This window comes from Pseudomonas sp. ENNP23 (assembly GCF_001728945.1).
Lineage (GTDB): Bacteria > Pseudomonadota > Gammaproteobacteria > Pseudomonadales > Pseudomonadaceae > Metapseudomonas > Metapseudomonas otitidis.
The window spans coordinates 122086-139988 of record NZ_LYSP01000007.1 but is presented as its reverse complement, the minus strand read 5'-3'; the positions used below and the strand labels follow the sequence as shown (position 1 = coordinate 139988).

14 protein-coding genes are annotated in these 17903 nt (G+C 65.6%); 11 read left to right on the top strand and 3 right to left on the bottom strand.

Annotated elements, in window-relative coordinates; genetic code table 11:
- Positions 1-49: 49 nt before the first annotated feature.
- The 4 genes from A9G05_RS06360 to A9G05_RS06345 all read left to right on the top strand — a co-directional run bounded on the left by A9G05_RS06360 (position 50) and on the right by A9G05_RS06345 (position 4192).
- Positions 50-454, top strand: coding sequence for an ACT domain-containing protein (locus tag A9G05_RS06360; protein WP_069560160.1), 405 nt, complete (start codon positions 50-52; stop codon positions 452-454).
- Positions 455-457: 3 nt separating this feature from the next.
- Positions 458-1060 carry a LysE/ArgO family amino acid transporter gene (locus tag A9G05_RS06355; protein ID WP_069560159.1) on the top strand — a complete coding sequence of 201 codons (603 nt, stop codon included), beginning with the start codon at positions 458-460 and terminating at the stop codon, positions 1058-1060.
- A gap of 193 nt (positions 1061-1253) precedes the next feature.
- Entirely contained in the window at positions 1254-1835 is a 582-nt protein-coding gene (gene sodB / locus A9G05_RS06350) for a superoxide dismutase [Fe] (protein WP_044409441.1), read from the top strand.
- Between the two features lie 290 nt (positions 1836-2125).
- Positions 2126-4192, top strand: coding sequence for a bifunctional diguanylate cyclase/phosphodiesterase (locus A9G05_RS06345; protein ID WP_069560158.1), 2067 nt, complete (start codon positions 2126-2128; stop codon positions 4190-4192).
- 42 nt (positions 4193-4234) lie between these two features.
- Here the strand turns inward: A9G05_RS06345 and A9G05_RS06340 are convergent, their stop codons facing one another.
- Entirely contained in the window at positions 4235-5143 is a 909-nt protein-coding gene (locus tag A9G05_RS06340; RefSeq protein WP_069560157.1) for a GIDE domain-containing protein, read from the bottom strand.
- Positions 5143-5715, bottom strand: a complete 573-nt coding sequence (locus tag A9G05_RS06335) for a LemA family protein (protein ID WP_069560156.1) — start codon at positions 5713-5715, stop codon at positions 5143-5145. Before A9G05_RS06335 ends, A9G05_RS06340 begins: the two co-directional genes overlap by 1 nt.
- A gap of 184 nt (positions 5716-5899) precedes the next feature.
- Between A9G05_RS06335 and A9G05_RS06330 the strand changes: the two genes are divergently transcribed.
- From A9G05_RS06330 to A9G05_RS06300, 7 genes are all read left to right on the top strand, one after another.
- The gene (locus tag A9G05_RS06330; protein WP_069560155.1) at positions 5900-7237 is read left to right on the top strand and encodes an imelysin family protein; all 1338 of its coding nucleotides are present in this window, start codon (positions 5900-5902) and stop codon (positions 7235-7237) included.
- 224 nt (positions 7238-7461) lie between these two features.
- Entirely contained in the window at positions 7462-8889 is a 1428-nt protein-coding gene (locus A9G05_RS06325; RefSeq protein ID WP_069560154.1) for a di-heme oxidoredictase family protein, read from the top strand.
- Between the two features lie 10 nt (positions 8890-8899).
- Positions 8900-9964 carry an imelysin family protein gene (locus tag A9G05_RS06320; RefSeq protein WP_069560153.1) on the top strand — a complete coding sequence of 355 codons (1065 nt, stop codon included), beginning with the start codon at positions 8900-8902 and terminating at the stop codon, positions 9962-9964.
- A 1-nt stretch (position 9965) separates the two neighbouring features.
- Positions 9966-11060 carry a DUF1513 domain-containing protein gene (locus A9G05_RS06315; protein ID WP_069560152.1) on the top strand — a complete coding sequence of 365 codons (1095 nt, stop codon included), beginning with the start codon at positions 9966-9968 and terminating at the stop codon, positions 11058-11060.
- Between the two features lie 98 nt (positions 11061-11158).
- Positions 11159-12790 carry a methyl-accepting chemotaxis protein gene (locus A9G05_RS06310; protein WP_069560151.1) on the top strand — a complete coding sequence of 544 codons (1632 nt, stop codon included), beginning with the start codon at positions 11159-11161 and terminating at the stop codon, positions 12788-12790.
- A gap of 238 nt (positions 12791-13028) precedes the next feature.
- Positions 13029-14183: an efflux RND transporter periplasmic adaptor subunit gene (locus tag A9G05_RS06305; RefSeq protein ID WP_069560150.1), complete on the top strand. Its 1155-nt coding sequence runs from the start codon at positions 13029-13031 to the stop codon at positions 14181-14183.
- A 21-nt stretch (positions 14184-14204) separates the two neighbouring features.
- Positions 14205-17264 carry a multidrug efflux RND transporter permease subunit gene (locus A9G05_RS06300; protein ID WP_069560149.1) on the top strand — a complete coding sequence of 1020 codons (3060 nt, stop codon included), beginning with the start codon at positions 14205-14207 and terminating at the stop codon, positions 17262-17264.
- 263 nt (positions 17265-17527) lie between these two features.
- Here the strand turns inward: A9G05_RS06300 and A9G05_RS06295 are convergent, their stop codons facing one another.
- A complete protein-coding gene (locus tag A9G05_RS06295) occupies positions 17528-17752 on the bottom strand; it encodes a hypothetical protein (RefSeq protein WP_069560148.1) in 225 nt (74 codons plus the stop codon).
- Positions 17753-17903 lie beyond the last annotated feature (151 nt).

Here is a 17903-nt window from a genome sequence, read left to right as displayed (position 1 = left end):
GCCCTCGGCAGACTCGCCAGCATTCCCTTCCCTCTTCAAGGAACCGACCGTGGCCGGAGAAACCGCCCTGTCCGTGCTGCTGCGCAGCCTGGAACCCCGTCTCGACGACAGTGACTACGTCTTCTGCACCCTGGCGTCTGACGCCCCGGCCGATTGCACGCCCGTGGCCAGCATCCGCGAAGCCGAGGGGTTGAGCCTGATCATCCCGCGTGAACAGGCCGATGCGCTGGGGTTGCCCTACGACTACGTCGCCGCCTGGATCACCCTGCAGGTGCATTCCTCCCTGGCGGCGGTGGGGCTGACGGCCGCCGTGGCGGCGGCACTGGCCCAGGCGGACATCAGTTGCAATGTGGTGGCGGGCTACCACCACGACCACCTGTTCGTGCCCCGCGAGCGCGCCGAGTGCGCGGTGTCGATCCTGCGGGCGCTGGCCGCCAGCGCGGTGGAGGGCTGAGGCATGTGGCAGAGCTATTTCAACGGCATGCTGGTGGCCGCCGGGCTGATCATCGCCATCGGCGCGCAGAACGCCTTCGTCCTTGCCCAGAGCCTGCGCCGCGAGCATCACCTGCCGGTGGCGGCGCTCTGCGTGCTGTGTGATGCGCTGCTGGTGAGCGCCGGGGTGTTCGGCCTGGCCAGCGTGTTGGCGCAGAACCCGATGCTGCTGGCCATCGCCCGCTGGGGCGGGGTGGCTTTCCTCGCCTGGTACGGCAGCCAGGCCCTGCGCCGCGCGCTGAGCCCGGGCACCCTGGCGATGCAGGCCGACGCCGGGCCACGCTCGCGCAAGGCGGTGCTGCTGGCGGCGCTGGCGGTGACGCTGCTCAACCCCCATGTCTACCTGGATACGGTGCTGCTGATCGGCTCCCTCGGCGCCCAGCAACCGGTGCCCGGTGCCTATGCCCTGGGCGCGGCCAGCGCCTCGCTGATCTGGTTCTTCGCCCTGGCCCTGGGCGCCGCCTGGCTCGCTCCCTGGCTGGCCCGCCCCGCCACCTGGCGGCTGCTGGACTTCACCGTGGCGGTGATGATGTTCGCCATGGCGGCACAACTGGTGAACGGGATCTGAGCATGGGCGGTCCAAGCAGCACGGGCCGCGGAGGGGCTATTCCACACGGATACTGCGTGGTTAAGCCTCTGGTCGGGTGCTATGATCCGGCCTTCGCGGCATATAAAGAGTACGAACTCAAAGCCGCTCACCGGCCGCCCGTGAACGGCCCCGCGCCTTGCGCACATATCCAGACCTGATGAAGGAGACAGACATGGCTTTCGAATTGCCGCCGCTGCCGTACGAGAAGAACGCTCTCGAGCCGCACATTTCCGCCGAGACCCTGGAATTCCACCACGACAAGCACCACAACACCTATGTCGTGAACCTGAACAACCTGGTTCCGGGCACCGAGTTCGAAGGCAAGAGCCTGGAAGAGATCGTCAAGACCTCCTCGGGCGGCATCTTCAACAACGCCGCCCAGGTGTGGAACCACACCTTCTACTGGAACTGCCTGAGCCCGAACGGCGGTGGCCAGCCCACCGGCGCCCTGGCTGATGCCATCAACGCTGCCTTCGGTTCCTTCGACAAGTTCAAGGAAGAGTTCACCAAGACCTCCGTCGGCACCTTCGGTTCCGGCTGGGGCTGGCTGGTGAAGAAGGCTGACGGTTCCCTGGCCCTGGCCAGCACCATCGGCGCCGGCTGCCCGCTGACCAGCGGTGACACCCCGCTGCTGACCTGCGACGTCTGGGAACACGCCTACTACATCGACTACCGCAACCTGCGTCCGAAGTACGTCGAGGCGTTCTGGAACCTGGTGAACTGGGACTTCGTGGCCAAGAACTTCGCCGCCTGAGTCATCCGCACCACCTGAAAGGACCCGGCCATGCGCCGGGTCTTTTCGTTCATGCCCACCTGAACGGCAGCGCATGTCGAGCCGTGCAGTGCCATCCATTCGTCGAGCAGTATTCAAGTCGGACGATGCAACACCGACACAGGGGCGTGTTCGCTTGATGCATCAGCCCGCGAACCTTTCATTCGTGGCCCCTATTCCGCTTTTTGCGTACTGGCCCTTTGACGGCTCCCCGGTGTTTGCCAATACTCAAGCGGTCCGGCACCTACCGGCATCGAACAAGGAATTCCTACTTGAAGCTGGATCTGAAAAACAGCTTGTCACTGAAGTTGCTCCGCGTGGTGCTGCTGTCCGCACTGGTGGTGGGCGTGGTGCTCAGCTGCGCGCAGATCGTGTTCGACGTCTACAAGACCCGCCAGGCGGTGGCCAACGACGCCCACCGTATCCTTGGCATGTTCCGCGACCCATCGACCCAGGCCGTCTACAGCCTGGACCGCGAAATGGGCATGCAGGTCATCGAAGGCCTGTTTCAGCACGAGTCGGTACGCTTCGCCAGCATCGGCCACCCCAACGAACCCATGCTGGCGGAAAAGAGCCGACCACTGAGCGAGTTGCCGACCCGCTGGCTCACCGACCCGATCCTCGGCAAGGAACAGAACTTCACCACACAGTTGGTGGGGCGTGGTCCGTACAGCGAGTATTACGGCGACCTGGCCATCACCCTCGACACTGCGCCTTACGGCGAGGACTTCGTCATCAGCTCGGTGATCATCTTCGTCTCCGGCGTACTGCGCGCCCTGGCCATGGGCCTGGTGCTCTACTCCGTCTACCACTGGCTGCTGACCAAACCGCTGTCGAAGATCATCGAGCACCTGACCAACATCAACCCCGACCGCCCCAGCGAGCACAAGCTGCCCATGCTCAAGGGCAATGAGAAGAACGAGCTGGGGCTATGGATCAATACCGCCAACGAGCTGCTGGCCTCCATCGAACGCAATACGCACTTGCGCCGGGAGGCAGAGAACAGCCTGCTGCGCATGGCCCAGTACGACTTCCTCACCGGCCTGCCCAATCGCCAGCAGTTGCAGCAGCAGCTCGACCAGATCCTCGAGGACGCCAGCCGTCTGCAGCGCCGAGTCGCCGTGTTGTGCGTGGGCCTGGATGACTTCAAGGGCATCAACGAGCAGTACAGCTACCAGACCGGCGACCAGCTGCTGATCGCCCTGGCTGATCGCCTGCGTGGCCACAGCGGCCGACTGGGCGCCCTGGCACGCCTGGGAGGCGACCAGTTCGCCCTGGTCCAGGCAGATATCGAGCAGCCCTACGAGGCCGCCGAGCTGGCCCAGAGCGTGCTGGACGACCTGGAAGCTCCCTTCGAGCTGGAACAGCATGAAGTCCGTCTGCGCGCCACCATCGGCATCACCCTTTTCCCGGAAGACGGCGACAGCACCGAAAAGCTGCTGCAGAAAGCCGAACAGACCATGACCCTGGCCAAGAGCCGCTCGCGCAACCGCTACCAGTTCTACATCGCCAGCGTCGACAGCGAGATGCGCCGTCGTCGCGAGCTGGAGAAGGACCTGCGCGAAGCCCTGAAGCGCAACGAACTGCACCTGGTCTACCAACCCCAGGTGGATTACCGCGACCACCGCGTGGTAGGTGTCGAGGCGTTGCTGCGCTGGCAGCACCCGCAACACGGTTTCGTGCCGCCGGACCTGTTCATCCCGCTGGCCGAGCAGAACGGCAGCATCATCCCCATCGGCGAATGGGTGCTGGACCAGGCCTGCTGCCAGTTGCGCGAGTGGCATGACCAGGGTTTCAACGAACTGCGCATGGCCGTGAACCTCTCCACCGTGCAACTGCACCACACCGAGCTGCCGCGCGTGGTCAACAACCTGCTGCAGGTCTACCGCCTGCCGCCGCGCAGCCTGGAGCTGGAAGTCACCGAGACCGGCCTGATGGAGGACATCTCCACCGCCGCCCAGCACCTGCTCAGCCTGCGCCGCTCTGGCGCGCTGATCGCCATCGACGATTTCGGGACCGGTTATTCCTCCCTGAGCTACCTGAAGAGCCTGCCGCTGGACAAGATCAAGATCGACAAGAGCTTCGTCCAGGATGTGCTCGAGGACGAGGACGACGCCACCATCGTCCGCGCAATCATCCAACTGGCCCGCAGCCTGGGCATGCAGGTGATTGCAGAAGGGGTCGAAACCCCCGAGCAGGAGAGCTACATCATTGCCCAGGGCTGCAACGAGGGGCAGGGCTACCTCTACAGCAAGCCGCTGCCCGGTCGCGAGCTGACCGGCTACCTCAAGCAATCCCGCCGTCTGAGCGCTGCTGCCTCCAATCCCGCCACTCTCTGATACCCCGCATGCACCGCCGTGCGGGGGCGGGGCCGCGAGACGCTAGAGCCAACCGGTGGTGCGCAGCAGATAGACCGTCGCAACCGCCCCTACGATGCATACCAGGCCAGCGCCCAACGCCTGCCAGAAGAACGCCCGCGCCAGCACGTCCTCGCCATGGCTGGACAGCAGGAAAGGCCGCGCCTCCCCCGGGCGACGCATACGATTGACCGCCGGTGCCGCACTGGTGGCGCGGTGGCGGTCCTCCGCCTCCAACTGCGCGGCCAGGCGCACACGCCCCCACTCCCCCTCGTCCAGTTGGCCATCTCCATTGCTGTCGAAGCGTTTCAGCAGGCCGGTGAAATCACTTTTCCATTCGCGGATCACCGCCCCTTCGGCCCGGCTGGCATCGAACCCCTGCTGGCTCGCACCGGTGGTGACGAACTCGCCGATGGCATAGAGCGGGCCACCCAGCTCCAGGCGCTCCTCGGTGTAACGGTAGTCGCCTCCACCGAACAGCGAGCCGAACAACCCGGCGGACTCCACCCGTAGCGGGTGCCGCTGGCTGCCCCGCCACACCTCACGGGTGGCGGGTCGTACCTCGGCGCCGCGTGGGTCGATCAGGCACTCGCCGGTGCCATCGCCCAGGGCCAGCCACTGATCGCTGACGCCGCTCTCCACCACTTTCCAGCGCTTGTTCTTGCCACTCTCGCTGTACTCCTCGATACGGAAGCGCCACCACACGCAGGGCTTGCCGGTAAGTGGCGCGCTCAACAGGCCGTGCTGCGGCTCGTGCAGCACACCGTAGAGTTCCACGTAACCCTGAGCCGCCGAACGAATCTTCGAGGTCGGCGTATCCAGCAGCAGGCGCCCCTCGTAGAAGCGCTTCAGGCACCACCAGCCGCCGCCAAGGAAGGCTCCCAGGCTGAAGGCCAGGCTCATCGCCAGGCCACCAGCTTCACCCCCGTCCATCAGTTGAACAGGCTCTTGATGTCCACATCGGCCTTCTCTGCCTCGCTGAACACCAGCAGCTCTGCCGGACGGAAGCCGAACACCCGGGCGATCAGCACATCAGGGAACTGCTCGATGCGCACGTTGTTCAGGTTGACCGCCTCGTTGTACAGCTCGCGACGGTCGGCGATGCCGTTCTCCAAGCCACTGATGCGCTGCTGGAGGAACTGGAAGTTCTCGTTGGCCTTGAGCTGCGGGTAGTTCTCCGCCAGGGCGAACAGTTGCCCGAGGCCGGCGCGCAGCCCGCTTTCAGCCTGGCCCAGGGCGCCCAGGTCGCCGCGCTCACGGGCGCCCGCCACGGCATTTCGCGCAGCGATCACGCGCTCAAGGGTGCTGCGCTCGTGCTGCATGTACTGCTTGCAGGTTTCCACCAGTTTGGGCAGTTCATCGTGGCGCTGCTTGAGCAGCACCTCGATGTTCGACCAGGCCTTGCCCACGCCGTGTTTCAGGCGCACCAGGGCGTTGTAGAGGATCACGGCATAGGCGCCCAACAACAGCAGGGCGACGAGGATGGCAACGGTGCTCAGGGACATGCGAACGACTCCTTGTCTTCGGTTCCGCAGAATTCTAGCGCCCGTCGCCCTCCGGCACAGCGACCCGAGGCACACCCATCGCGACAACGGGACAAAGTGCCACTTTTCAAAAATGCAAATCTTTCGCATTATGTCCGCCGTTTTCGCGCAGCAGCGCTTCCCAACACTACCAAAGGAATCCGCCATGAGTCGTATGCCCCTGGCCACCGCCAGCCTGCTTGCCATCGCCATCACTCTCGCCGGTTGCGGCGACGACAAGGACAAGGCCGCCGCGCCCCAGGCCGCTGCCCCGGCTGCCGCCAGCAGCAGCGCTGCACCGGCCGCCACCAAGCTGGACGAGGCAGCGACCAAGGCAGTGGTCAAGCACTACGCCGACCTGGCCCTGGCCGTGTTCACCGATGCCCACACCACCGGCCTCGCCCTGCAAAAGGCCGTGGACGCCTTCCTCGCCACCCCGAATGACGACACCCTGAAAGCCGCCCGCGAAGCCTGGCTGGCTGCCCGCGTGCCCTACATGCAGACCGAGGTGTTCCGCTTCGGCAACCCGGTGGTGGACGACTGGGAAGGCCAACTGAATGCCTGGCCGCTGGACGAAGGCCTGATCGACTACGTCGCCAAGGACTACCAGCACGCCCTGGGCAACCCCGGTGCTACCGCCAACATCGTCGCCAACAAGGAAATCCAGGTCGGCGAAGACAAGATCGACGTCACCGAGATCACCGGCGAGAAATTGGCCAGCCTCAACGAACTGGGCGGCTCCGAGGCCAACGTCGCCACCGGCTACCACGCCATCGAATTCCTGCTCTGGGGCCAGGACCTGAACGGCACCGGCCCGGGCGCCGGCAATCGCCCGGCCACCGACTACGCCCAGGGCAAGGACTGCACCGGCGGCAACTGCGACCGCCGTGCCACCTACCTGAAGGCCGTCACCGACCTGCTGGTGAGCGACCTGGACTACATGGTCGGCCAGTGGAAAGCCGGCGTCGCCGACAACTACCGTGCCAAGCTGGAAGCCGAACCGGCCGAGTCCGGCCTGCGCAAGATGCTGTTCGGCATGGGTAGCCTGTCCCTCGGTGAGCTGGCCGGCGAGCGCATGAAGGTCGCCCTGGAAGCCAACTCGCCTGAAGACGAACACGACTGCTTCAGCGACAACACCCACAACTCGCACTTCTACAACGGCAAGGGCATCCGCAACGTCTACCTGGGCGAATACAAGAAGGTCGACGGCACCACCCTGACCGGCCCGAGCCTGTCCTCCCTGGTCGCCAAGGCCGATGCCCAGGCCGACGCTACCCTGAAGGCCGACCTGGAGGCCACCGAGGCCAAGCTGCAGGTCCTGGTGGACCGCGCCAACAAGGGCGAGCACTTCGACCAACTGATCGCTCCGGACAACGCCGAAGGCAACCAGGTGGTGCGTGACGCCATCGCCGCCCTGGTCAAGCAGACCGGTGCCATCGAGCAGGCTGCCGGCAAGCTGGGCATCAGCGACCTGAAGCCGGACAACGCCGACCACGAGTTCTGATCGCACCGTCCACCTGTCCCGAAAGCGGATGCGGCCCATCGCCGCATCCGCTTTTTTCATGCCTGCAAATCCGCGTCTCGTCTGGCTGAAGATCGCGTCACGCCTGGGCTCCACCCTCTTCACAGCGGCCATCCAGCACCGCTATCACGAACGCAAATCCCTCTTATTTAATAGCCGTTCGCCTGCTAACATTGCCGGCCTGTTTTCCCCAGCCGGACCCGCCAATGCCCGTATCGTCGGCCCTCCGCCACCTGTCGCCGCTGTTGCTGGCCGTTGCCCTGGCCGCTTGCGACAAGCCCCCCCGCTTCACCCAGGCCGAACCCGGCGAGCAGCTTTCAGGCGGTGCCGCGACCATCAACCTGCATGACCGCAACGCTTTCTCCCAGGCCTCCGGCAACCTCACGCCGAGCCGCCGGCTGGACTTCAACGTCGGCAACAGCTTCTTCCGCAACCCCTGGGTGATCGCCCCCTCCTCCACCACCGCGAGGGATGGCCTGGGCCCATTGTTCAACACCAACGCCTGCCAGAACTGCCACGTGAAGGACGGCCGCGGCCATCCGCCAGGCGTTCGCGGTGACAACGCCGTGTCGATGCTGGTGCGCCTGTCCATCCCTGCCGAAGCCAAGGCCGAACACCAACAGATGCTGGAGCGTCTGGGCGTGGTGCCCGAGCCGGTCTACGGTGGGCAACTGCAGGACGTTGCCATCCCCGGCGTCGCACCGGAAGGCAAGGTGCGCATGCGCTACGAGCCGCTCAACGTCACCCTGGCCGACGGCACCGTGGTGGAACTGCAGAAGCCCACCCTGGAGATCACCCAGCTGGGCTATGGACCCATGCACCCACAGACCATGTTCTCTGCGCGAGTCGCCCCACCGATGATCGGCCTGGGCCTGCTGGAGGCCATTCCCGAGGAGGCCATCCTGGCCAATGCCGGCCCATCCGAGGCCAAGGGCCCCGGCGTCATCGGCCGCCCCAACCGGGTCTGGGACGATGCCGCCGGCAAGACCGTGCTCGGCCGCTTCGGCTGGAAGGCCGGCCAGCCCAGCCTGAACCAGCAAAACGCCCACGCCTTCTCCGGCGACATGGGCCTGACCACCAGTCTGCTGCCCCACGACGACTGCACGCCGGCCCAGGTGGACTGCCTGAATGCCGTGAACGGCGGTGAGCCCGAGGTCAGCGACAACATCCTGCGTCTAGTGCTGTTCTACAGCCGCAACCTCGCCGTGCCCTCGCGGCGCGGGATCAACGACCCACAGATACTGGAAGGCAAGGGCCTGTTCCACCAGGCCGGCTGCCAGGGCTGCCACACCCCGAGCTTCACCACCCGGGCCGATGCTGCCGAACCGGAGCTGGCCAACCAGTTGATCCGTCCCTATACCGATCTGCTGCTGCACGACATGGGCGAGGGCTTGGCCGACGGCCGCCCCGAGTTCCAGGCCAGCGGCCGCGACTGGCGCACACCGCCGCTGTGGGGCATCGGCCTCACCGAGGTGGTCAATGGCCATACCCGCTTCCTTCACGATGGGCGCGCCCGCAACCTGCTGGAGGCCATCCTCTGGCACGGTGGCGAGGCCGAGGCGGCGAAACAGACCGTCATGCGCTACGACGCCGGGCAGCGAGCCGCGCTGCTGGCCTTCCTGAATTCCTTGTAAGGAGCCCTGCATGTTCCGCCCCAAACTGCTCTTCACCAGCCTCGCCGCCCTTGCCCTCGGTGCGTGCGCCCCTCAGGACCCACAAGCCCAGGCCACCTCGGCACTGGCCAAGCAGGTGATCCTGCCCACCTACAGCCGCTGGGTGGAGGCCGACCGGGCCCTGGCCGCCAGCGCCCTGGCGTTCTGCTCCGGGAAGGAGGACCTGGCCAAGGCCCGCGCCGACTTCCTCGTCGCCCAGAAGGCCTGGGCCGAACTGCAGCCGCTGATGGTGGGCCCGCTGGCCGAAGGCAACCGCGCCTGGCAGGTGCAGTTCTGGCCGGACAAGAAGAACCTGGTCGGCCGCCAGGTGGAACAACTGGTCAACGCCAAGCCGCAGATCGACGCTGCGGCCCTGGGCAAGTCCAGCGTGGTGGTGCAGGGCCTGTCCGCCTACGAATACATCCTCTTCGACAGCGGCCTGGACATGGCAGACCCGGAACAGAAGGCCCGCTACTGCCCCCTGCTGGAGGCCATCGGCGAGCGCCAGAAGACCCTGGCCGAGGAGATTCTCGCCGGCTGGAACAAGAAGGACGGCATGCTGGAGCAGCTGACCACCTTCCCCAACCCGCGCTATGCCGACTCCCACGAAGCCGTCTCGGAGCTGCTGCGGGTGCAGGTCACCGCTCTCGACACGCTCAAGAAGAAACTTGGCACCCCCATGGGCCGCATGAGCAAGGGCGTGCCGCAACCCTACCAGGCCGACGGCTGGCGCAGCGACACCTCCCTGGCCAGCCTCGGCGCCAGCCTGCTCAGCGCCGAGCAACTGTGGAAAGGTGTCGACGGCAAGGGCCTGCGCAGCCTGCTGGGTAGCGACCAGAAGGCGCTGGCCGAACAGATCGACGCCGCCTACGCGGACGCCCGCAGCAAACTCGACGCCCTGCAGCCGCCACTGAGCAAACTGCTGGAGAGCGAAGAGGGCCTCAAGCAACTGGGCGTCTTCTACGCCAGCCTGGACGTGGTGCACCGCCTGCATTCCAACGAGCTGGCCCGCGTCCTCAACGTACAACTGGGCTTCAACGCCAACGATGGTGACTGACATGTTGCGCCGCCAGGTGATCGCACTCGGCAGCCTGCTGCTAGGCGCGGTGACGCTGGGCGGCTGGTCGCTCAGTCGCAAGGGGCGCGAGCCTCTGCTGCTCTCCGCCCGTGACGATGCCGACGGCGGCCACTACGCCGTCGGCTACCGCCTGGACGGCACCCAGGTGTTCGCCACCCGGGTTGCTCAGCGCTGCCATGACATCGTCCAGCACCCCAGCGAAGCGGTGGCCCTGTTCGTCGCTCGCCGCCCGGGGACCGAGAGCTACCTGATCGACCTGGAGGACGGCCGCCTGCTGCAGACCCTGCGCTCGCAACCGAACCGGCATTTCTACGGCCACGGGGTGTTCCACAAGAGCGGCGAATGGCTGTACGTCACCGACAACGACACCCGCGACCCAGGCCGTGGTGTGCTGGGCGTCTACGCCTACGCCGACCGCCAGTTGAGTTTCCAGGGCGAGCTGTCCACCCACGGCCTCGGCCCGCACCAGGTGTCCTGGATGCCCGACGGCGAGACCTTCGTGGTGGCCAACGGCGGCATCCGCACCGAAGCGGAAAGCCGCAAGGAAATGAACCTCGACGCCATGGAACCGAGCCTGGTACTGATGCGTCGCGACGGCAGCCTGATCAGCCGCGAGACCCTGCCACAACAGATGAACAGCATCCGCCACCTTGCCGTCGCCGCCGACGGCACCGTGGTGGCGGGCCAGCAGTACATGGGCGATGGCGGGGACCACGCCGACCTGCTGGCCATCAAGCGCCCTGGCCAGCCGCTCGTCGCCTTCCCCGTGGCGGACGAGCAGCGCCTGGCCATGGCCCAGTACACCGCCAGCGTGGCGGTGCACGACGAACTGCGCCTAGTGGCCCTGACCGCCCCGCGGGGCAATCGCTTCTTCATCTGGGACCTGGATAGCGGCGCCCTGCGCCTGGACGCCCCGCTGCCCGACTGCGCCGGCGTGGGCGCGGTGAAGAACGGCTTCGTCGTCACCTCCGGCCAGGGGCGCTGCCGCCTCTACGACTGCCGCCAGGCCACCCCCACCGCCACACCGCTGCAATTGCCCGCCGGACTCTGGGACAACCACCTGCACCTGGCGTGAAACCCGAGCATTTCGTCGCCATGGTCTAACGCCTCGGTCATGGCGGCCGACCTATACTTTGCCTGCACTTCCCTTCCTCCTCCCTGAGGCGCTCTTCAATGTCCCTGCAAAACTCCCTGCGAGGCCAACTCCTCGCGCTGTTGGGTGGCAGCCTGTTGCTGATCCTGGTGGTCGCGCTCGCCTGCTTCAATTCACTGTCTGGTGGTATCCAGTCCTATCGCAACCTCGTAGGCGGCACGCTGGAAGCGTCCGGCCTCGTCGACAGCGCCAACGTCGAGTTCAAGGTACAGGTCCAGGAATGGAAGAACGTGCTGCTGCGCGGCAAGGACCCGGCCGCCCTGGCCAAGTACTGGGGCCAGTTCGAGGACCAGGAGCGCAAGGTCCAGGATATTCTCGGCAAGCTGGTCAACGAAGCTCGCGACATGGGCGACCGTGACCTGCAGACCCAGGTAGAGCGCCTGCGCAGCGAACACCAGAGCCTGGGCGCGGCCTACCGCAAGGGCCGCGAAGCCTTCCTCGCCGCCGGGGCCGACCCGAGTGCCGGCGACAAGGCGGTGCAGGGCATCGACCGCGCCGCCAGCGACCAGATGACCGCGCTGGTCACCCAACTGCATGACCGTGGCACCCAGCAATCCGCCGAGATCAGTGCCAGTGCCAGCGCCACCCTCACCGGCGGTCTGGTGACCATGCTGCTTTCCAGCCTGGTGATCGGCGTGCTGGCCCTGTGGCTGATCAACCGCCGCCTGATCGCACCGATCCGTACCCTCATCGAGCACATCGCCCGCCTGAGCCGGGGCAACTTCGGCGAGCGTGTCGACAGCAGCCGCAAGGACGAACTGGGAAGCCTGGCCAATTCGGCGAACGTGTTGCGGGACTTTCTCGCCGACACCTTCAACCGCCTGAAGCACAGCACCAGCGAGCTGGACAACGCCAGTGGCGAACTCAACGCCATCGCCGCAATGATGGCGCAGGGCGTGCGCGAGCAGTTCTCACGCACCGACCAGGTGGCCACGGCCATGCACGAGATGTCCGCCACCGCTCAGGAAGTGGCGCGTCATGCCGCTGAAGCAGCCGGCGCCGCCGACCAGGCCGATACCTCCGCCCAGCAGGGCGAGCGGGTGATGCAGGCCACCATACAGAGCATCACCGGCATGCGCGGCGAGATCGCCTCCACTGCCGAAGTCATCCGCCGCCTGGAAAGCGACAGCGGCCGCATCAGCAAGGTGCTGGAAGTGATCCGCGGCATCGCCGAGCAGACCAACCTGCTGGCCCTCAACGCCGCCATCGAGGCTGCCCGTGCAGGCGAGCAGGGCCGCGGCTTCGCTGTGGTGGCCGATGAGGTCCGCACCCTGGCCCAACGCACGGCCGAATCCACTGCCGAGATCCACCAGATCATCGACACGGTGCAGACCGGTGCGGTGAATGCCGTGCGCGCCATCGAAAGCGGCCAGAACCGCAGCGAGCAGAGCGTCATCCAGGTCACCGAGGCCGGCGCCATGCTGCAGCGCATCACCGAGGCCGTGGAGGCGATCCGCGACATGAACCGGCAGATCGCCACTGCAGCCGAGGAGCAGACCTCGGTGGCCGAGGACATCTCCCGCAACCTCACCGAGATCACCGCCATCGCCGACACCAATAACGAGAACGTGCAGCGCACCGAAGGCGCCAGCCAGCGCCTGCATGAACTCTCGGGCGAGCTCAACGACATCACCCGCCGCTTCAGCGCCTGATTCTCCCGGCACAGGGATGTGCCCTCCCCTCTCACGCCTCTTTGGTAGCTGATCAAGCGCTCCAGAATAAGATCAGCGATCTACAGCGATCTTCGCCGATCATGATCGGCAGCCCAGGCATCACTCGCTGAACGCAATCTTTTGCAATTCCGAGGCTTTGACTTGCCCCGCCGGTAGGAATAAGGTGCTCGCCTCGCCTATTCCCAGGCCCGACTCTGCCTTGCCAAGGAACCGGAATATGTTGCTTCGCCGCATGCTCATCATGCTCGGCGCGGTCATCCTCGTGGTGCTCGCCCTTGCCGCCTACAAAGCCTTCTCCATCCAGCAACAGATCGCGATGTTCACAGCACCCAAGCCGGCCATCAGCGTGTCGGCCGCTCTGGCCGAGCAGCGTCCTTGGCAGGAGCGCCTGCCGGCGATCGGCTCGCTCAAGGCCTTCCAGGGCGTGGACCTGACCGTCGAGGTCGCCGGCACCGTGCAGGACGTGCTGTTCCGCTCCGGCGAGAAAGTGCGCCAGGGTCAGCCGCTGATCCAGATGGACAGCGACGTGGAGAAGGCCAGCCTGGCCACCGCCGAGGCGACCCTGTCCCTGGCCCGCGTCGAGTTCGAGCGCGGCCGCAGCCTGGTGAACCGGCAGAACATCTCCAAGAGCGAGTTCGACCGCCTGTCCTCCGAACTGCAGAAAGCCAACGCCTCGGTGGCGCAGCTGAAGGCGACCCTGGACAAGAAACGCATCCTCGCACCGTTCGGCGGCACCATCGGCATCCGCAAGGTGGACGTGGGTGACTTCCTCTCTTCCGGCACTACCATCGCCACCCTGCAGGACCTGGACAACCTCTATGTGGACTTCTTCCTGCCCGAGCAGGCCGTACCCAAGCTGGCCCTGGAGCAGCGCGTGCGGGTGAGCGTGGCGGCGTACCCGGGCGAGGTGTTCGAAGGCACCATCTCGGCAATCAACCCCAAGGTCGAGGACACCACCCGCAATCTGCAGGTCCGTGCCGTGCTGAAGAACCCCGACAACAAGCTGCTGCCGGGCATGTTCGCCAACCTCGAGGTGCTGCTGCCGGGCGAAGAACAACGCGTGGTGGTGCCTGAAACCGCCATCACCTACACCCTGTACGGCAACTCCGTGTACGTCATCGCACCGAAGAAGGGTGAGGATGGCCAGGAACAGAAGAACGACAAGGGCGAGCCCTACCTGGTGGTCGAGCGCCGCTTCGTCGAGACCGGTGAGCGCCGCGACGGCCAGGTGGTTGTGCTCAAGGGCCTGAAGACCGGCGAGCAGGTGGTCACCTCCGGCCAACTGAAGCTGGACAACGGCTCCCACGTCGCGGTGGTGGACGATCCGGTCCTCGCCCCCAAAACGGACGATCAAGCCAGCGCTGCCCAGTAAGGCTGCGCCAAGGAATCGCATATGGCTTTCACAGATCCCTTCATCCGTCGGCCGGTCCTGGCGACCGTGGTCAGCCTGCTCATCGTCCTGCTCGGTTTCCAGGCGTTCAGCAAGCTGGTCATCCGCCAGTACCCGCAGATGGAGAACGCCCTGATCACGGTGACCACCGCTTACCCGGGGGCCAACGCCGAGACCATCCAGGGCTACATCACCCAACCGCTGCAGCAGAGCCTGGCGAGCGCGGAAGGCATCGACTACATGACGTCGTCGAGCCAGCAGAACATGTCGGTCATCTCGATCTACGCACGCATCGGCGCCAACTCGGACCGTCTGTTCACCGAACTGCTGGCCAAGGCCAACGAGGTGAAGAACCAACTGCCCCAGGACGCCGAAGACCCCGTGTTGTCCAAGGAGTCGGCCGACGCCTCGGCGCTGATGTACATCAGCTTCTACAGCGACGAGCTGTCCAACCCGCAGATCACCGACTACCTGTCGCGGGTGATCCAGCCCAAGCTGGCGACCCTGCCGGGCATGGCGGAGGCGGAGATCCTCGGCAACCAGGTCTTCGCCATGCGCCTGTGGCTGGACCCGGTGAAGATGGCCGCCTATGGCGTCACCGCCACCGACGTGAGCGATGCGGTGCGCAAGTACAACTTCCTCTCGGCCGCCGGCCAGGTGAAGGGCGAATACGTGGTGACCAGCATCAACGCCACCACCGACCTGAAGTCCCCCGAGGCCTTCGCCGCCATCCCGGTGAAGACCGTGGGTGACAGCCGCGTGCTGGTGCGTGACATCGCCCGTGTCGAAATGGGTGCGGAGAACTACGACTCCATCAGCTCCTTCGACGGCATCCCCTCGGTGTACATCGGCATCAAAGGCACCCCCAGCGCCAACCCGCTGGACGTGATCAAGCACGTGCGCGCGATCATGCCGGAGCTGGAAGCGCAGCTACCGCCGAACCTGAAGGTGTCCATCGCCTACGACGCAACCCGCTTCATCCAGGCCTCCATCGACGAAGTGGTGAAGACTCTCGGCGAGGCGGTGCTGATCGTCATCGTGGTCGTATTCCTGTTCCTCGGCGCGTTCCGCTCGGTGCTGATCCCGGTGATCACCATCCCGCTGTCTATGATCGGCGTGCTGTTCTTCATGCAACTGATGGGCTACTCCATCAACCTGCTGACACTGCTGGCCATGGTGCTTGCCATCGGCCTGGTGGTGGATGACGCCATCGTGGTGGTGGAGAACATCCACCGGCACATCGAGGAGGGCAAGACGCCCTTCGACGCTGCCATCGAGGGCGCCCGCGAGATCGCCGTGCCGGTCATTTCCATGACCATCACCCTGGCGGCGGTGTACGCCCCCATCGGCTTCCTCGAAGGCCTGACCGGTGCACTGTTCCGCGAGTTCGCCCTGACCCTGGCGGGGGCGGTGATCATCTCCGGCATCGTCGCTCTGACGCTGTCGCCGATGATGTGCTCCAAGCTGCTGCGCCACGAAGAAAACCCGAGTGGCCTGGCCCACAGGCTGGACCTGATCTTCGAGCGCCTCAAACGCAGCTACCAGCGCGCCCTGCATGGCACCCTCAACACCCGCCCGGTGGTGGTGGTGTTCGCCGTGCTGGTGTTCTGCCTGATCCCGGTGCTGATGATGTTCACCAAGAGCGAGCTGGCCCCCGACGAAGACCAGGGCATCGTGTTCCTCATGGCCAAGGCGCCGCAGCCGACCAACCTGGACTACCTGAACGGTTACTCGGCGCAGTTCATGGACGTGTTCAAGTCCTTCCCGGAGTACTACTCGTCGTTCCAGATCAACGGCTTCGACGGCGTACAGGCAGGCATCGGCGGCTTCCTGCTCAAACCCTGGGACGAGCGTGAGCGCACCCAGATGGAGCTGCTGCCGCAGGTCCAGGCCAAGCTGGACGAGATCCCCGGCCTGCAGATATTCGGCTTCAACCTGCCGTCTCTGCCGGGCACAGGCGAGGGCCTGCCGTTCCAGTTCGTGGTCAACACCCCCAACGACTACGAGTCACTGCTACAGGTGACCGAGCGCATCAAGAAACGCGCCGAGGAGTCCGGGAAGTTCGCGTTCCTGAACATCGACCTAGCGTTCGACAAGCCCGAGGTGGTGGTGGACATCGACCGGCAGAAGGCCGCACAGATGGGCGTCTCCATGCAGGACCTGGGTTCGACCCTGGCGCTGCTGCTGGGCGAAGGCGAGATCAATCGCTTCACCATCGACGGCCGCAGCTACAAGGTGATCGCCCAGGTGGAGCGCGCCTACCGCGACAACCCGGGCTGGCTGAACAACTACTACGTGAAGAGCGAGAGCGGCACCATGGTGCCCCTGTCCACGCTGATCACTGTGCATGACACGGCGCGGCCGACCAAGCTGAAACAGTTCCAGCAGCTGAACTCGGCGATCATCGAGGGTTTCCCGGTGGTGAGCATGGGCGATGCGGTGGAGACGGTAACCCAGATCGCCCGCGAGGAGGCCCCGCGCGGCTTCGCCTTCGACTACGCCGGCGCCTCGCGCCAGTACGTCCAGGAAGGCAGTGCGCTGTACGTCACCTTCGGCCTGGCGCTGGCGATCATCTTCCTGGTGCTGGCTGCGCAGTTCGAGAGCTTCCGCGACCCGCTGGTGATCCTGGTGACGGTGCCGCTGTCCATCTGCGGGGCGCTGATCCCGCTGTTCCTCGGCATCTCCAGCATGAACATCTACACCCAGGTGGGCCTGGTGACGCTGATCGGCCTGATCAGCAAGCACGGCATCCTGATCGTGGAGTTCGCCAACCAACTGCGCCGCGAGAAGGGCCTGTCCCCGCGCGAAGCCGTGGAGGAAGCGGCGTCGATCCGCCTGCGTCCAGTGCTGATGACCACAGCGGCGATGGTGTTCGGCATGGTGCCGCTGATCCTCGCCACCGGTGCGGGTGCGGTGAGCCGCTTCGACATCGGCCTGGTGATCGCCACCGGCATGTCCATCGGCACGCTGTTCACCCTGTTCGTTCTGCCCTGCGTCTACACGCTGCTGACGCACAAGGACCCGCAGCACCAGCCCCAGGCCGAGCCCGTCTCGAGCCACTGAGGCGCGTAGAACCAGAAGGCCCCGCGGATGCGGGGCCTTCTTCGTTCAGGGCCGCTCAAAGCCGGCGCAGGACCTCCACGCGGTGGCCGAAGGCGCATTCGTAGGCGGTCAGCAGGTAGGCCCAGTCCGCATCGCTGATGGGGGGGAACGGCTATACCGTTGAAGAGAGATGGGTGCGAAAAATCGAGGACAGGCAGGAAACGAGCATGCATTGCGCCTGCACAGCTCCTCCCTTTCTCGCGGGAGGAGCGCCGTGGCGATGGTCAGTCCTGACCGCGCAGCCCTTGGGTCAGGCCATACATCAGCAGCAACAGGTTGTCGTCCGGCCTGGCCATGGGCTTGTGGCGGGCATTGGGGGGCACCGGGCAATAGCCGAGGTCATTGGAGCGAACCACCGAGGGGGATGGCTCGTGCCAGGCCGCCGCAGCCGCAGACGCGACCCCCAAGGCGCCAGCGAGGAACAAAGCTCGCGTGATTTCTAGTTTCATGATCGCAACCCCTTGATAGCGCTGCCAACGCTGTGACTTAACCGTAGAACACTTGGCGGTGCCCGCGACCTGGAGTGACGAACGGTCCTTCGGGCCCGGGGTGCTCGGCGCACCGCCGCAAAAATCAACGGCAGAGGGTGACAGACAATTG

Coding starts and splice junctions, on each gene's coding strand:
- A9G05_RS06310 (WP_069560151.1), top strand. CDS start 11,159: ATGTCCCTGCAAAACTCCCTGCGAGGCCAACTCCTCGCGCTGTTGGGT.
- A9G05_RS06325 (WP_069560154.1), top strand. CDS start 7,462: ATGCCCGTATCGTCGGCCCTCCGCCACCTGTCGCCGCTGTTGCTGGCC.
- sodB (WP_044409441.1), top strand. CDS start 1,254: ATGGCTTTCGAATTGCCGCCGCTGCCGTACGAGAAGAACGCTCTCGAG.
- A9G05_RS06305 (WP_069560150.1), top strand. CDS start 13,029: ATGTTGCTTCGCCGCATGCTCATCATGCTCGGCGCGGTCATCCTCGTG.
- A9G05_RS06295 (WP_069560148.1), bottom strand. CDS start 17,752: ATGAAACTAGAAATCACGCGAGCTTTGTTCCTCGCTGGCGCCTTGGGG.
- A9G05_RS06355 (WP_069560159.1), top strand. CDS start 458: ATGTGGCAGAGCTATTTCAACGGCATGCTGGTGGCCGCCGGGCTGATC.
- A9G05_RS06330 (WP_069560155.1), top strand. CDS start 5,900: ATGAGTCGTATGCCCCTGGCCACCGCCAGCCTGCTTGCCATCGCCATC.
- A9G05_RS06320 (WP_069560153.1), top strand. CDS start 8,900: ATGTTCCGCCCCAAACTGCTCTTCACCAGCCTCGCCGCCCTTGCCCTC.
- A9G05_RS06300 (WP_069560149.1), top strand. CDS start 14,205: ATGGCTTTCACAGATCCCTTCATCCGTCGGCCGGTCCTGGCGACCGTG.
- A9G05_RS06340 (WP_069560157.1), bottom strand. CDS start 5,143: ATGGACGGGGGTGAAGCTGGTGGCCTGGCGATGAGCCTGGCCTTCAGC.
- A9G05_RS06335 (WP_069560156.1), bottom strand. CDS start 5,715: ATGTCCCTGAGCACCGTTGCCATCCTCGTCGCCCTGCTGTTGTTGGGC.
- A9G05_RS06315 (WP_069560152.1), top strand. CDS start 9,966: ATGTTGCGCCGCCAGGTGATCGCACTCGGCAGCCTGCTGCTAGGCGCG.